Below are 15,391 nucleotides of genomic sequence, written 5' to 3'. Positions count from 1 at the left end.
GTCACCAGAAAATTAGGAGGAATTTATATGGATAGGAAAAATAAATTTAAAATTAGATTTGCCGCAAAGATTAGTGGTTTAATACTGCTTATGGTTATTTTGATTCAAAGTACAATACCAATGTTACCAGTTAATCCTGTTTACGCCGCATCAACTACGAAAATTATGCCGCTGGGAGATTCTATAACAGACTGGGATACATGGCGGACCTTATTATTAAATAAACTAACGACTAATGGCTACGATGTTGAATTTGTTGGTTCAAAAGGTACTCATGAAGGACATTGGGGGATGCTGGTTACGGACCTTGCTGCGTCTAATCAGCTGCCGGCTTGGCTTTCTTCAACAAATCCAGATATGGTTATTATGCATTTTGGTACAAATGATTGTTGGCAGGACAGAAGTACAGCAGATGTTATTCAGGCATACACAATACTGATTGGACAGATGAGAGAAAATAATCCTAATATGAAAATTGTAGTTGCTCAGATTATACCGATGCAGCCTGACAACAATGCAGATTACAATTCCCGCGTTACAGCACTTAATACAGCCATGGTAAGCTGGGCAGAAAGCTTGTCAACAAGTGAATCTCCAATTATTTTATGTGATCAATACACGGGTTTTGATACAGTAGCGGATACTTATGACGGAGTTCATCCAAATGGCATTGGGGGACAGAAAATATGTGATAACTGGTATGATACCATAAGTCCTATCTTATCAGGCGAACCAGTAACAACACCAACCCCAGTGGTAACACCAACCCCAGTAGTAACACCAACTCCAGTGGTAACGCCAACCCCAGTAGTAACACCAACCCCAGTGGTAACACCAACCCCAGTAGTAACACCAACCCAAGTGGTAACACCAACCCAAGTGGTAACACCAACTCCAGTGGTAACGCCAACCCCAGTGGTAACGCCAACCCCAACATCTGATTCAGATGATGCATTACAGTTAAAAGTTGAAACAAATTCATGGTCTAATGGTTATACAATGAACATGTACATAAAAAATAATTCTAATTTACCAGTGAATAATTGGAAAATGATAATCAGCAAATCAGATGTTACTATTTCAAATATCTGGTGTGCACAATTAACAGAAACAGATGACACCTATATCATCACTCCAATGACTTGGAATCAGACAATTGGTGCAGGTGGATCAATTAACTTTGGTTTCCAGGGAACGGGAACAGTAGTATCTGATTTTAGTTATTCAATTGAATTTTAGTTACTGTTCACATCCCAATGTCATTTAGTTAGTGTATATATATTCAAAATGGTTAGATTTCCAATAACGAGGTCTAACCATTTTTTATTTTTTTAAAATAGTAGTTGACATCACCTCAATAATGTGCGGCCGCTCTCGTTAATGATGGTTTTTAGAGGTAACGAGAGCGGCCCTTGAATTAAAGATATTTAGACTTTACTTCAAGGAGGCACAAACCTATGGTTCATCAAAAAATTAAAGATGTCTTTCCGCATTGTAAGATTTCCTATAAGCGATTCCACATACAAGTGTATCGTGACCAATCTTCCTCGTGATGAATTCCCCCCACAACGTATTAAGAAGCTATACTATTCTAGATGGGGAATAGAATCCTCATTCAGAAAGCTGAAATATACCATTGGATTATGCAATTTCCATTCATATAAACCAGAATATATTGAGCAAGAAATATGGGCAAAACTCATTGCCTATAACATAACTGAGGTAATGATAAACCACACAGTTTTGGAAAAGCACGATACAAAGCATGAATACAAAGTCAATTTCGTAACCGATTAAAACATAGCGTCATTTCTAAACAGCGTTTTTCGTGGTATCCTTTCCTAAAAGACATTTAGGAGGTTCCCTTATGAATACAGAAGAATCCATTGAATTATGGAGCAAAAGGTTCTCGGACAGAAAGCTTAGTCGCCTAAAAGTTGATGTCTGGTGCGAAAAGAATCATATTTCTAGACATGCGTATTATTACTGGCACCGAAAAATCCAAGTCATCAAACAGAGGGAAGAAAAAAAGGATACTTTTGTAGAGGTAGCACATCTTTCTTTAGAGGCTATTCCCATTTCCCAAGAAAACAAAGCAATTGATTTAGTCATTACCTGGAATGGTTTCTCAATTACGATAAGGAAATCAGCTGACATTCCAATTGTCGCAGAACTTATGCAAAGGCTGGTGAGACAATGTTAAATCGTCTGGTAACAGATACAAAACATGTTTATCTTGCGCTAGGGGCAACTGATTTTCGGAAACAAATCAGCAGTCTTGCTTCTCTTGTACAACTTCAATTCGGAATAGATCCGTTTATGGAATCCAGCCTATTTATTTTCTGCAATAAGAAACGGGATTCCATCAAACTATTGAGATATGATAAAAATGGATTTATTCTGGCACATAAAAAGCTTCTTGAAAAGATGAAATTCCAATGGCCAAAAGATTCTGAAATGGTAAAGGAAATCACGGTCAAACAGGTGGAGTGGCTTTTGGAGGGTTTGGAAATGGAACAGAAAAAAGCGCATCATGAGGTGAAAATCAACCGGGATAATACGTGCTTTTAGAACTGAAAAAAATGACGATAAACAGCCCTGAAATTAGCTTAAAATCAGCATTTTTCTGTTGCTGAAACACACTAATTTAGTGGCAAAAACAGCTATTTTATGGTATACTTTTCTTAGTAAAAAGTAAAGGAAGAATACCATGACAGAAGCAGAAGAACTCTTAAAATTGCGTGCTCTTTTAGCCGAAAAGGAACAGGTGATAGAAGAACAGCGTATTCAGATAGACAACATGATACAGGCACTGCTCCATGCAAGGAAAAAGATGTTTGGAGCTTCTTCTGAAAGAACGCAGATGGATGGACAGATGAGCCTTTTTGAATCCGTTCAGGAACTGGCACGGGAACTTTTGAAGGAACAGAAGAAAATTTCAGTTAAGAGTTATGAAAAGACTCCACGAAAATCAGGTGTCAGAGAAGAAATGCTTTCTGGCATTCCAAAAGAGATTGAGGAATATATCATCAACGAAGAGGAAACCTGTCCTAAATGTGGCGGTTCCTTAAAAATAATAGGAAAACAGATAGTACGTGTAGAAGTAGAATGGATACCAGCAAAGCTGAAGGTGAAGCAGATTGTACGGCAGGTTGCGAAATGTGAGCAATGCGGAAAGAAAGGCAGTGATAACAAAACGCCTGTGTTTGTAAAAGCAAACGTACCTTCACCAGTGCTGTCCCATTCCCTCTCAACCCCATCGCTTGTAGCACAGATTATGTATCAGAAATTTGCCATGGGACTTCCTTGTAACAGGTTGGAAAAAGATTGGTTTCGTATGGGACTCGTGCTCACCAGAGCGGATATGGCATACTGGATCATCCGCTGCAGCGAGGAATGGCTGACGCCAATCTATCAGAAGATTCACGAACAGCTTCTGTCTTGTGAAGTCCTGCACATGGATGAAACAAGAATCCAATGCAACAAGGAAGAGGGACGAAAAGCCAGCAGTGATTCGTTTATGTGGGTAATGAGAAGTGCCGCAAGTGAAGCAGTTCAAGCAGCATATTTCCATTATTCCACATCCAGAAGTACCGAAGTTGCCAGCAGACTGATTGGGAACTATAACGGATATCTGATTACGGATGCTTACTCAGGTTATAATAAAGCTGGTAGTTATATACGGTGTATGTGCTGGGCTCATTGCCGCAGGTATTTCATCGAAAGTATTCCTTTAGACAATAACGGAAAAGAGATTCCAGGTTCTAAAGGTGCAGAAGGTCGGGAATATATCAACTTGCTGTTCCAGATTGAAAAGACTTCTTCTATGCATACAACAAATGAAAAACTGACGGAAGCACTGACCTATGCCACAAATCAAAGAAAATATCTTGAAACATTTCTGGAAGATGGAAGAATTCCGTTATCCAATAATCTATGTGAAGCAAATATCAAGCCATTTGCTACAGCAAGACGAGCATGGTTGTTTGTGGATACGCCAAAAGGTGCAAAAGCGAATGCCGTGTTATATACGTTAGTGGAAACTGCCAAAGCAAATAAACTGGATGTGTATGAATATTTGAAGTATCTCTTAGAAGTGATGCCAAACAATAATCATCTTCAGCATCCAGAAGTTCTGAATCGATATCTCCCATGGTCAAAAGAACTCCCTGAGCAGTGCCGGTTACAAGTAAAACATAAAAAATGCTTTAATAAATGATACTATCAGTTTAGCATAAAAATGCCTAACTGTATAGAGCGTCATCTTTTGAAGCACTTACAAGAAAAATGCGTTGTTCATGGAAAAATATATAGTATTTCGGAAGTGAAGTTTTTGCTAGATCCTGAAAAAGGAATTTATTATCCATATTTAAATCGCACTCGTTCACTAAGCAAAGCTATGGTGAAAGTATGTGTAACGGAAGCAAACATACTAGAAAACTTTGAAGAAACAATAGGCAAAGTGAACAGAGTAACTGAGATGGAGAAAGTTATTCAAGAAGTACTAAGCGGAGAAAGCGGAGAAGGAAAATGGATCGGGTTTACAGGTGGAAATTGTTCAATTAGAAGGACAGCTTTTTTGGAAGCCGGAGGGTTTGATGAAAAGTTTGGAACAAGGTGGGGATGTGAGGATTTTGAATTTGGTTATAGGCTTATGCAACTAGGATATGACTTTATTTATTCAGATAGAGCCTGCAATTATCATTTGATGCACTACCGTCTGGATTTTACCAAGGAACATAGTTTAAATGTTAAGTATTTTTATGAAAAGCATAATCATGAAAATATCATACATTTGCAAGAGTTCGTTGAAAATAAAATAACGGTTGAGCAGTTTGTTTACTTTTTAACAAATTATGAGTAACCGAATAGCAGGGGGCTTTATGAGAGAAAAAGAAAAATCAAAAAAAATATTTGAAGTATTTAAAGTGTTATATCATTATACACCAGTAGCTACATTCATATTAATATTAAATGGAATTGTTAGTGCCATTACACCTACAATTCAAGTTATTTGTGAGGCATATTTTTTAGATTGTGTCACTAGAGTATTGCTGAAAAAGCAAAGTGTAAATTCTATATATATTTCGGTGGGATTGATTTCTTTACTTTTATGCTATCAGTTTATTATGCCAATATTTATGAAACTACACCAGACAAGAGTAGAAAATAGTTTGCGAAAGGATTTTCGTACTAAGATAACAAAAAGAAAATCATTATTGTTATATCGCTATATAGATAATTCTAAGACAATGGATTTAATCGAGCGAGTTGTAAGAGATTGCGAAAAGAGACAGCTTGAAATTTTTACAGACACAATGAATTTAGCAAATCTTATTTTAAGATGTTTGGGAATCATTCTTATTTTGTTTGTTCGTATATGGTGGGTAACTTTAGTTATAACTGCTATCACAATTCCTCTATTCATTTTAGCTATGAAGAGTGGAAAAGCAAACTATGAAGCTAGTGTTGAAGTAACTAAAATTTCTAGACGTTATAATTACTTTAAGGATGTATTGATTGGAAAGAATAGTGTTCCAGAACGAGCATTATTTGGATACGGGAAAAAAATGAATGCTATATGGATGCAGGATTATGAAAAAGCGAGAAAAACACAGCTTAGAACAGAAAAATTGTGGTTTTTCAAGATGAAAGCAGGAGGAGTTATCACTGCATGTATAAGTATTTTAGTTCTCTTTCCACTTATGTACGAGACAAAACAAGGTCTCATTACAATAGGAATGTTTATCGCATTAACTAATGCCATTTTTAACTTAATTCAAGAAATGTCTTGGAATCTGACAGCGCAAATGGATAAGTTAGCAAAAAATCAAGAATATATGCGTGAATATACTGAATTTTTTAATCTAGAGACAGAAGATGAAACACATCAATATAAAGGAAAAGAATTTAATTTGGAAAGTATTGAATTTAAAAATGTTAAATTTAAGTATCCGACTAGTGAGTGTTATATTTTGAATGGTGTTTCATTTAAGGTTGAAAAAGGAAAGCATTATGCTTTTGTGGGAAAAAATGGTTCTGGTAAAACAACAATTATCAAGTTACTAACGGGACTGTATAGAGATTATGAAGGAGAAATCCTAGTAAATGATAAATCATTAAAAGATTATACGAGAGCAGAAATTAATGCATTCTGTTCTGTTGTATTTCAGGATTTCGCAAAATACAGTCTTACTATAAGAGATAATATTGCTCTTGGAGATATTAATAATATTCATGAGAAGACATTGGATAGCCGTATCGATAAGATTATGGAAGATATGGATTTGAAGGGAATATGTAATACAAAAGATGGTATAAACATGTTGCTTGGAAAGATAAAAGAGGGCGGTGTAGATTTATCTGGTGGTGAATGGCAAAAACTCGTCATGGCAAGGGGAGCAATCAATAATTCTCCGCTAAAGATTTTGGATGAACCAACATCAGCGCTAGATCCAATCAATGAGAGTGAAATGTATCGACGATTTGAGAAAATAAGTAAGAATAATACGGTTATATTAATTAGCCACCGTTTAGGTTCTACTTATTTAGCGGATAAGATATTTGTTCTGGATGAAGGAAAAATTGTAGAGCAAGGTGAACATGAATATTTAATGGGCATAGGAAAGCTTTACTACAATATGTATAACATGCAAAGGAGTTGGTATATTTGAAAAAGGAGAAGAGTTTATCTTTCTTTTTAATAATTAAGAGGCTGTTTATATTAGTGATAAAATCATGTCCCCTTTATTTTATAATTTATGCACTTATAGATATGTGTCAGGGTGTATCTTATGGTATTAATACACATTTGCTTCAAGTGTTTTTCGATCAATTAGTAAAAACTATTCATAATCAGGTACCTTATAAGAATGTGATTATTCTAGCTGTTCTATTAGGCGTTCTATTAATTTTTATACAATTGCTAAATGGACTAGCTAATTTTATGTATGAGAACCTTATCAAAAAATTAAAAGGTTCATTGACATTTAGGGTAAATGAAAAGGCAGCAGATTTGAATCCAATTCTTTATGAAGAGACAAATGAATTAGATAAGATTAATAAAGCACACAATGGTATGGAAAATAGTGTTGAAATATTGTTTTCATTTATTAGTATCTTTACATTTCACATTCCTTATTTTATCTATATGGAGATATATTTATTTAAATTGCAGCCATTACTTTCATTGGCGTTCATATTTATGTTTGTGCCAATGACATGTCTTCAATATTTTAAAAGTAAAATATTCTTTAATTTGGAGGACAAAAGTGCACCTGTTAGACGTGAATATGAATATTATGAGAAGTGCATGAGTGACAAAGAGTATTTAAAAGAGACACGTTTATTAGGTATAGAGGATTATTTTAGTGATTTAACCAAGAAAGCACTAGATAAACTGAATCAGCTGATTATGGAAGCAGAAAGAAGATCAGCAAAAATAGAATTTGTTGGACAGTCTGTGACATTATTTGGATATTTATTAATTATGGTGATTTTAGTTTACTCTGTTATGAATAGACAGATTGGTATCGGTGCATGGGGAGCTGTATTTGCTTCTATTGGACTTGTTTTTGGAATCATTCAAGATATTATTCAAAGAAATATTGGATTTATGTCTAGAAACCTTGGATTGGTGAGAAACTTTATTAACTTCTTGGATATGCCAGTTGAGCAGAAAAGAGAAGAAGCTGTTGACATGAAAAAAGGTATTGTATGTAAAAATGTCAGTTTCAAATATCCTGATGCAGAAGAATATGCTCTGAAAAATATTAATTTGAATATTACAGACGGTGAAATCATTGCGCTAGTTGGGGAAAATGGTTCAGGAAAAACAACTTTGACAAAACTGCTGCTAGGATTATTTGAACCAACAAAAGGTGATGTTATTGTTGGTGGGAAGAATACAAAAGAGGTTTCAAGAAATTCATTCCGAGCAAAAAGTTCTGCCGTATTCCAGAATTTTTCAAAGTATAAATTGACTCTGAGAGAAAATGTTGGAATAAGTGACTTTGAAAATATGGATAGTGACTCCGATACTCGTTCTGCGCTAGCAAAGGTAGAGGTAGATTTTTCTAAAAAAGTATTACCAAATGATTTAGATACTGTATTATCTTCTGAATTTGAAGGTGTAGATTTATCAGGTGGTCAATGGCAGAAAGTGGCTATTGCAAGAGGTATATATAAGGAGCATGATTTCATTGTTTTAGATGAACCAACATCAGCAATTGATCCTGTTCAAGAGACCGAGTTATATCAGAATTTCAAAAAGATTTCGGAAGGAAAGACAGCTTTGCTTGTTACACATAGACTAGGATCAGCAAAAATGGCTGATAAAATTATCGTTTTAGATAAACATCAGATTGTGGAATCTGGTACTCATGAAGAGTTAATGAAGAAAAAGGGGAAATACCAAGAAATGTTTATGAAACAAGCGCAATGGTATAAAACATCAGACTAAACATGTTTACAAGACTAGCATAGAGTGAGAGCATATAATTTTGTTTACCAGTTGTTTGGTGAAATACATAATGAGATCGTTTCATTAGAAAAGGAGAGAAATGGAATCGAACAGATTTTTAAAAAAGATTAGAGATGATTATAGTACAAGGTATGCATATATAAAAAATGATATATGTATTACATATGCTGAACTTTACAAGTTAATAGACATTAACAGAAAAAGTATATTGGAACTGGGGATAAATAAGGATGATTGTGTTATTTTGCAACGAAAAGATCAGCTAGAATTTAGTATTCTGTTTTTATCACTTTTATCAATTGGGTGCTATATTGTTCCAGTTTCAGATGGTATTACCGAGTTTGAGCTTGATAAAGTCAAGAAAAAGGTTATGCCAAAAACCATAGATGATATTCAGGTTATGTTACATTGTGACACAATAGAAGAGGAACAGGATTTACCAGATTTTTATAGTGGGGATGATTGTGGAATCTATCACATGACTTCTGGTTCTACGGGTGAAGAAAAGTATTGTGTAAGAACTTTTAATAATCTTTATGCAGAAGCTGAGTCATATGTAGAAACATGTGCATATAGTTACAATGATAGAATAATAAGTACAGCTCCATTAAACCATTCTTTTGCACTTGGCTCAGTTATTATTCCTGCACTGTTATCTGGGGCATCTGTGTACACGTTAAATGGGCTTTCACCAATAAGAGTGATGAAAATGGTTCCACAAAACAAAATCACTGTAATCATTACGGTACCAGCCATAGTAAAGATGTTTTGTATTGTGGAGAAGCAGTATGATTTCTCGACCATTCGAATGGTATTAGCAGGTGCAGGTGTAATTACAGCAGAACTGCATAGAATGTTTTTGGAAAAATTCCATACTCACCTTTATGGCAATTATGGAAGTACAGAAACGGGAGGCTTAATATGCAGGCTAAATGATGAAAATATTGCTGGGAAGAAAGTTAATCCGTTAGAAGTCGATTGTTCTAAATGAAATCGACGCAGTGAAAGAATGTGTTGTATGTGGTGAAACGAAAAAAAAATGGTGAGGAAATTATAAAAGCATATATTGTGAAGAAAAGTCAAATCACAGAAGAAGAAATAAGAACATATTGCAGAGCTAAACTTAGTGAAATCAAAGTTCCATCGCACATTAATTTTGTTGAAGAAATTCCAAAAAACAGTATAGGAAAGATTAACCGAGGGCCACTATAGAGTATCGCATAGCATGTTACTATAATAGAAAAATGACATTTCTATTACAATCGTATACAATAACTCCATAACATCTTATAGGAGTGATAAAGTGTGAAAATTGAAAAGACATTAGAAGAGTGTTTCAATAAAATAGAGGATTGGGAAATGCAAAAAAGGAATGGCTTTCTACATTTTTAGAACTTCCAGGAGGAATCCCGTCCCATGATACCTTTAACAGGATTTTTTCTATGATAAATCCAGAACAATTCCATGCTGCATTGTTGGAATGGGTAAAGGCTGTTCGTCGGAGCAGAGATACTGCAAAAGGGAAAAGTGCGATTCATAAAGTAAGTGCATGGGCAGTAGAAAATAGAATGGTGCTAGGGCAGTACAAAGTAGATGAAAAAAGTAATGAAATTACAGCAATACCAGAACTGTTGAAAAGAGAGAAAAAGGAATTAAAAGAAGAAAGAAGATATTATAGGGAAATTGACAAGGAACAAGGACGACTGGAGATAAGGGATTATTATGTAGAAACGGAAAGCGACTGGATGGAACAAAAGTCAGATTGGAAGAATCTACAGGGAATTGGATTATGTCATGCTACGGTGGAGAAAGAAGGTAAATGCACAGAAAGCTGGAGTTATGCTATTTTTGGTTGGAAAGAAATGACAGCAGAGGAATTTGGGAAAGCGAAAAGAAGACATTGGAGAATTGAAAACTCCCTACACTGGATATTAGATATAGCATATCGAGAAGATGAAAGCCGAGCAAGAAATGAAAATAGCGCTGATTCGCAGGAATAGAATGATATATTTACAATATTTAGATGCGTTTACCGTGAGTAATTTCCCCTTTTGTATTGACAATTAATTGGAAATATAATAAAATAGTAAAGGAAGAAATTGGTTAATGCAATATTAAAAATATGAAGTAAATAAAATGAGTAGTGGGTTTGTGAGCTAGTTCACGTATTTATAATGTGGGAGCTAGTAAGTTTACCAAGATAGCAGGTATTCTATCAAGAGCAAAAATTTTATCGAAAAATATTATTTAGAACTGGGGTTTGATTAGGATCAAAAGGTCATAATCTATACTACATCTTGTGGTATAAAGTGAACTGATAATCAGGAAAGCTTAAACACTCTAACTCTATGAAAATAGAGTTAGAGTGTTTTTTATTTGATAGGAAATTGCTTCACATTTCCTATCAAATAAAAGCACCCTAAAAAAGTAGATAATTAAGGAGGAAACGAATTATGAATACGGCAATTGAAGTAATTAAGAGTCGAATGGAGGAAGAAAGATTTAGTGATAGTATGCAGACAACATGGTGTGACTGGAGGTGGCAGATTAGTCATACTGTAAAAGAAGTTAGTACGGTAGAAAAAGTCTTAAATATAAAATTTTCAAAGGAAGAAAAAAGAAATATTGAAGAAACAATACAGAAGTTTCCGATGAGAATTACGCCATACTACTTATCACTGATTGATAAGAAAAATTACAAAAACGATCCTATTTTCAAACAGGCATTTCCAAACGAAAAAGAAATGAATATTGCAAAATATGACATGATAGATCCTTTGGCTGAAGATAAAGACAGCCCTGTGCCAGGAATTACCCACCGATATCCAGATAGAGTACTTTTCCATATTAGTAATGTGTGTGCCATGTATTGCAGACACTGCACTAGAAAGAGAAAAGTTGGAGATATAGACAGCATTCCTTCTAGAGAGGAAATACAAAAAGGAATTCAATATATTAAAAATACACCAGCGGTTCGAGATGTGCTATTATCAGGGGGAGATCCTTTTTTGCTTTCTGATGAATTATTAGACTGGGTATTAGGTGAACTTAATCAAATAGAGCATGTTCAAGTAATTAGAATCGGTACAAGAACACCAGTGGTGCTGCCATTTCGCATTACAGATAATTTAGTGAATATATTAAAAAGGCATGGGATTATTTGGATTAACACTCACTTTAATCACCCAAATGAAATTACAGAAGCGTCTAAAAAAGCATTAGAAAAATTAGCTCTAGCAGGTATTCCACTTGGAAATCAGTCAGTATTATTGGCAGGTGTTAATGACTGCCCTAGAATTATGAAACACTTGGTGCAGAAGTTAGTACAAAATAGAGTACGGCCATATTATATTTATCAGTGTGATTTATCAGAAGGACTGGAACATTTTAGAACACCTATCGGAAAAGGAATTGAAATTATGGAAAATCTGCGAGGACATACAAGTGGATTTTGTGTTCCTACTTATGTAATTGATGCACCTGGTGGAGGAGGTAAAATTCCAGTTATGCCAAACTATATTTTATCTTGGTCAACAAATAAAGTGATTTTGCGTAATTATGAGGGGGTTGTTACTACATATCAAGAGCCATGTGAATATCATAATCCAGAATGTGATTTAGACTGTAGTTCATGTGATTTGCAGTTGAGGTTAAGTGAAAATGAAAATGAAGAAACAGCAATTATGGGTATTGCGAAGTTAATTGCAGATTATGAGGATACTATAACATTATCACCAGTTGAATAAAGATAAAGGAAGAGAGAAATATGGATTGTATCACTAAAATAAGAAATTCTTTCATACATCACGGGCGGAACAGCAACAGAATCTATGTAATGTCACTGGAAATCAATGATCTCCCTGACTTATTAGTAGAACTAGAAGAATTGGCAAAAAAGAAACATTACACAAAAATAATAGCAAAGGTTCCTATAATAGCAAAAGAATATTTTGAAGAAAATGGATTTATCATGGAGGCTGCTATTCCTGGTTTTTATGCTGGAAAACAAGAATGCTGTTTCTATGCAAAATATTTAGAAAATGAAAGAAAAATTAATTTATGCCAAGAACAGTGTGATAAAGTACTGGAAATAGCAGGAGGTAAAAAAACAATAGTGCAATCGCCTGTTCTTTCTGATACGTATACTTTTCGCAGATTAGCAGAAAAGGATATTGATAAAATGATACAGCTCTATCAATCGGTATTTAAATCCTATCCATTTCCAATCTATGATAAAAAATATTTAGAAGAAACTATGAAATCCAATGTTAGCTATTTTGGAATATTTGATCAGGAATATTTAATATCAGCTTCATCAATTGAAGCTGAGGAAAAGTATAAAAATGCTGAACTAACAGATTTTGCTACCTTAAAAAAATATAGAGGTCAGGGACTGGCATTATTCTTACTTGCACAAATGGAGCAATACATGAGAGAAATGGGATTTTGTATTGCCTATACAATTGCAAGATCAAAATCCTATTCTATGAATTGTACGTTTGCTAAGATGGGATATATGTATACCGGAATATTAGTGAATAATACACAAATTGGAGGACAAATAGAAAGTATGAACATATGGTGGAAGAGGATAGAAGAGAAATAGTATTTGCAAGCTGCTGCGGAGTTGATTTCATTCGAACTTGCGTTTGCCATACGAATATGCTACAATAAAAAACAGAACTACGGAAAACGCGAGGTAATAAAATGATAGCCTACATAAAAGGTGAATTAGCAGATGTCAGCGAAAATGGAATTGTTGTGGAGAATGGAAACATTGGATATGAGATACGAGTACCAGCATCTGTTATGAATCAATTGCCGGTAATCGGCGGGACAGTGAAAATATATACGTATTTATATGTAAGAGAGGATGCTATGAATTTGTACGGTTTTCTTACAAAAGATGACCTTGAGATATTTCAGCTTCTCATTACAGTGAATGGAATCGGACCTAAAGGTGCACTGGGGATTTTATCTGCGATCAGTCCAGATAACTTACGATTTGCGATTCTGGCAGATGATGCCAAGACTATTGCAAAAGCACCAGGTATTGGGAGTAAGACAGCAAGCAAGCTGATTCTAGAATTAAAGGATAAAATAAGGCTGGAAGATGCCTTTGAGATAAAATTAAAACATGAGGAAAAAGAGAAAGAATGCAGAGGAGCACAGGGGAACAGTTCACAGGTTCAAAATGATGCAGTGCAGGCATTAGCAGCATTAGGCTATTCCAATACAGAAGCACTGCGTGCAGTCCGGAAGATAACAGTAACAGAGGATATGACTGTCGAAGCTGTTTTAAAAGGAGCATTAAAGCATATCAATCTTTTTTAAGGAGCTGCTTTATGCGGGTAAATAATAAGCAGGAGAGCGTGGAACATGGAGAAACGTGTAATTACTACTGAATTAATAGAAGAAGATTATAAAATTGAGAATAGTCTCAGACCAAAGTTATTGAGTGACTATATTGGTCAGACAAAGATTAAGGATAACCTGAAGATTTATATTGAGGCAGCAAAGCAAAGGAAGGAATCACTTGATCATGTTTTGTTTTATGGTCCTCCAGGTTTAGGTAAAACAACTTTGGCTGGGATTATAGCAAATGAGATGGATGTAAACATTAAAATTACTTCTGGACCTGCCATTGAAAAACCAGGTGAGATGGCTGCTATTTTGAATAATCTGCAAGATGGGGATTTGCTATTTATTGATGAAATACACCGGTTGAATCGTCAAGTGGAAGAAGTTTTGTATCCAGCTATGGAAGACTTTGCGATTGACATTGTAATTGGAAAAGGAGCATCTGCCAGATCCATTCGTTTAGATTTGCCTAAGTTTACATTAGTAGGTGCAACTACAAGAGCAGGAATGCTGACGGCTCCCCTGAGAGACCGCTTTGGAGTAGTACACCGGCTGGAATTTTACTCTAGCGAAGAGCTGGTTGACATTATAATAAGAGCAGCAGGGGTATTTCAGGTAGACATTGATGAGAAGGGCGCATGGGAATTAGCCCGACGTTCAAGGGGAACCCCTCGTCTGGCAAACCGCCTGCTAAAAAGAGTCCGTGATTTTGCCCAGGTAAAGTACGATGGCAGAATTACATTAGAGGTGGCGAATTTTGCATTAGATTTACTGGAAGTAGACAAATTGGGTTTAGACAACATGGATCGACAGATTTTATTAACTATGCTGGAAAAGTTTAGCGGTGGACCAGTAGGACTAGATACCATTGCTGCGGCAATTGGGGAAGATGCAGGAACACTGGAAGATGTATATGAACCATATCTGATTCAGAATGGTTTATTGCAGCGTACACCAAGAGGGAGAATAGTGACAGATCTTGTATATAAGCACTTTGGATTGTCTTAGGATACATGATAATGTTGTCTTTTTTTCTTGCTGTTTCATTCTTTATCAGTTATAATGAGACTAAGAATGCTAAGAATAGCAAGGGGCGATAGTATGTATACAAAAAATGATGTTGAGGTTTTAATCAATAATAAAAAGCTGATTATTTGCGGATATGAAAGTGCCGAATATCTGCAAAGAATTGCGTCCTATATAAATAATAAGATTGTAGATTTTAAAAACATTGAGGGGTATAAAAGCTTAGACAGTGACATGCGGAATACAATGATGCAAATAAATATTGCAGATGATCTCTTTAAGGTGAAGGAACAGTTAGAAGAAATTCAGCAGGAGTCTGACAGGAAAAGCAGTGAAATTTATAATATGAAGCATGATTTAGTAGCAGCCAGAACGAAATTAGAGGAGAAGGAAGTAGAGATGCTTCAGCTTCGGGAAGAATATAATGAGTTGCAGAAAAGAATCATACAATTGGAAACGGAGCGAAAGGAACGTAGAGTGCTGGACAGAGATTAGATTTTTATAAAGGAGGGCAAGAGACTG

The 15,391-nt window shown here is 35.2% G+C and carries 15 protein-coding genes and 1 pseudogene; all 16 read left to right on the top strand.

Annotated elements, in window-relative coordinates; genetic code table 11:
- The first annotated feature begins 27 nt into the window (after window positions 1-27).
- A complete protein-coding gene (locus BM305_RS19120; protein ID WP_177214694.1) occupies window positions 28-1,239 on the top strand; it encodes a GDSL-type esterase/lipase family protein in 1,212 nt (403 codons plus the stop codon).
- 240 nt (window positions 1,240-1,479) lie between these two features.
- Complete coding sequence (locus BM305_RS19830) at window positions 1,480-1,797, top strand: transposase (RefSeq protein WP_092560792.1); 318 nt, start codon at window positions 1,480-1,482, stop codon at window positions 1,795-1,797.
- A 70-nt stretch (window positions 1,798-1,867) separates the two neighbouring features.
- A complete protein-coding gene (tnpA, locus tag BM305_RS11090; RefSeq protein ID WP_092560790.1) occupies window positions 1,868-2,203 on the top strand; it encodes an IS66 family insertion sequence element accessory protein TnpA in 336 nt (111 codons plus the stop codon).
- The gene (tnpB, locus tag BM305_RS11085) at window positions 2,197-2,571 is read left to right on the top strand and encodes an IS66 family insertion sequence element accessory protein TnpB (protein WP_092560788.1); all 375 of its coding nucleotides are present in this window, start codon (window positions 2,197-2,199) and stop codon (window positions 2,569-2,571) included. Before tnpA ends, tnpB begins: the two co-directional genes overlap by 7 nt.
- Before the next feature lie 139 nt (window positions 2,572-2,710).
- Entirely contained in the window at window positions 2,711-4,219 is a 1,509-nt protein-coding gene (gene tnpC, locus BM305_RS11080; protein WP_092560786.1) for an IS66 family transposase, read from the top strand.
- 48 nt (window positions 4,220-4,267) lie between these two features.
- On the top strand, window positions 4,268-4,864 hold the full coding sequence (locus BM305_RS11075) for a glycosyltransferase family 2 protein (protein WP_177214693.1): 597 nt from the start codon (window positions 4,268-4,270) through the stop codon (window positions 4,862-4,864).
- Window positions 4,857-6,674, top strand: coding sequence for an ABC transporter ATP-binding protein (locus BM305_RS11070; RefSeq protein WP_092560782.1), 1,818 nt, complete (start codon window positions 4,857-4,859; stop codon window positions 6,672-6,674). The genes BM305_RS11075 and BM305_RS11070 overlap by 8 nt, the downstream gene beginning before the upstream one ends.
- Window positions 6,671-8,461: an ABC transporter ATP-binding protein gene (locus tag BM305_RS11065; protein ID WP_092560780.1), complete on the top strand. Its 1,791-nt coding sequence runs from the start codon at window positions 6,671-6,673 to the stop codon at window positions 8,459-8,461. The genes BM305_RS11070 and BM305_RS11065 overlap by 4 nt, the downstream gene beginning before the upstream one ends.
- Window positions 8,462-8,561: 100 nt before the next feature.
- Window positions 8,562-9,473: an AMP-binding protein gene (locus BM305_RS11060; protein WP_092560778.1), complete on the top strand. Its 912-nt coding sequence runs from the start codon at window positions 8,562-8,564 to the stop codon at window positions 9,471-9,473.
- Between the two features lie 32 nt (window positions 9,474-9,505).
- Window positions 9,506-9,694: an AMP-binding enzyme gene (locus BM305_RS11055; RefSeq protein WP_177214691.1), complete on the top strand. Its 189-nt coding sequence runs from the start codon at window positions 9,506-9,508 to the stop codon at window positions 9,692-9,694.
- 146 nt (window positions 9,695-9,840) lie between these two features.
- Window positions 9,841-10,482 (top strand): annotated as a pseudogene (locus BM305_RS11050) (ISAs1 family transposase); the annotation flags it as partial.
- Window positions 10,483-10,935: 453 nt separating this feature from the next.
- A complete protein-coding gene (kamA, locus tag BM305_RS11045; protein WP_092560772.1) occupies window positions 10,936-12,228 on the top strand; it encodes a lysine 2,3-aminomutase in 1,293 nt (430 codons plus the stop codon).
- Window positions 12,229-12,248: 20 nt separating this feature from the next.
- Complete coding sequence (ablB, locus tag BM305_RS11040; protein ID WP_092560770.1) at window positions 12,249-13,088, top strand: putative beta-lysine N-acetyltransferase; 840 nt, start codon at window positions 12,249-12,251, stop codon at window positions 13,086-13,088.
- Between the two features lie 101 nt (window positions 13,089-13,189).
- Window positions 13,190-13,816 carry a Holliday junction branch migration protein RuvA gene (gene ruvA / locus BM305_RS11035; RefSeq protein ID WP_092560768.1) on the top strand — a complete coding sequence of 209 codons (627 nt, stop codon included), beginning with the start codon at window positions 13,190-13,192 and terminating at the stop codon, window positions 13,814-13,816.
- 45 nt (window positions 13,817-13,861) lie between these two features.
- Entirely contained in the window at window positions 13,862-14,851 is a 990-nt protein-coding gene (ruvB, locus tag BM305_RS11030; protein WP_092560766.1) for a Holliday junction branch migration DNA helicase RuvB, read from the top strand.
- Between the two features lie 66 nt (window positions 14,852-14,917).
- Entirely contained in the window at window positions 14,918-15,364 is a 447-nt protein-coding gene (gene zapA / locus BM305_RS11025) for a cell division protein ZapA (protein WP_242940518.1), read from the top strand.
- The last annotated feature ends 27 nt before the right edge of the window (window positions 15,365-15,391 follow it).

The sequence above is a fragment of the Anaeromicropila populeti genome, assembly GCF_900112775.1.
Lineage (GTDB): Bacteria > Bacillota > Clostridia > Lachnospirales > Lachnospiraceae > Anaeromicropila_A > Anaeromicropila_A populeti.
Note: the sequence above shows the minus strand (reverse complement) of the source record. Positions and strands in the feature narration are given on the sequence as shown.

Coding starts and splice junctions, on each gene's coding strand:
- kamA (WP_092560772.1), top strand. CDS start 10,936: ATGAATACGGCAATTGAAGTAATTAAGAGTCGAATGGAGGAAGAAAGA.
- tnpA (WP_092560790.1), top strand. CDS start 1,868: ATGAATACAGAAGAATCCATTGAATTATGGAGCAAAAGGTTCTCGGAC.
- ablB (WP_092560770.1), top strand. CDS start 12,249: ATGGATTGTATCACTAAAATAAGAAATTCTTTCATACATCACGGGCGG.
- BM305_RS11060 (WP_092560778.1), top strand. CDS start 8,562: ATGGAATCGAACAGATTTTTAAAAAAGATTAGAGATGATTATAGTACA.
- ruvA (WP_092560768.1), top strand. CDS start 13,190: ATGATAGCCTACATAAAAGGTGAATTAGCAGATGTCAGCGAAAATGGA.
- ruvB (WP_092560766.1), top strand. CDS start 13,862: ATGGAGAAACGTGTAATTACTACTGAATTAATAGAAGAAGATTATAAA.
- BM305_RS19830 (WP_092560792.1), top strand. CDS start 1,480: ATGTCTTTCCGCATTGTAAGATTTCCTATAAGCGATTCCACATACAAG.
- tnpC (WP_092560786.1), top strand. CDS start 2,711: ATGACAGAAGCAGAAGAACTCTTAAAATTGCGTGCTCTTTTAGCCGAA.
- BM305_RS11070 (WP_092560782.1), top strand. CDS start 4,857: ATGAGTAACCGAATAGCAGGGGGCTTTATGAGAGAAAAAGAAAAATCA.
- tnpB (WP_092560788.1), top strand. CDS start 2,197: ATGTTAAATCGTCTGGTAACAGATACAAAACATGTTTATCTTGCGCTA.
- zapA (WP_242940518.1), top strand. CDS start 14,918: ATGCTAAGAATAGCAAGGGGCGATAGTATGTATACAAAAAATGATGTT.
- BM305_RS19120 (WP_177214694.1), top strand. CDS start 28: ATGGATAGGAAAAATAAATTTAAAATTAGATTTGCCGCAAAGATTAGT.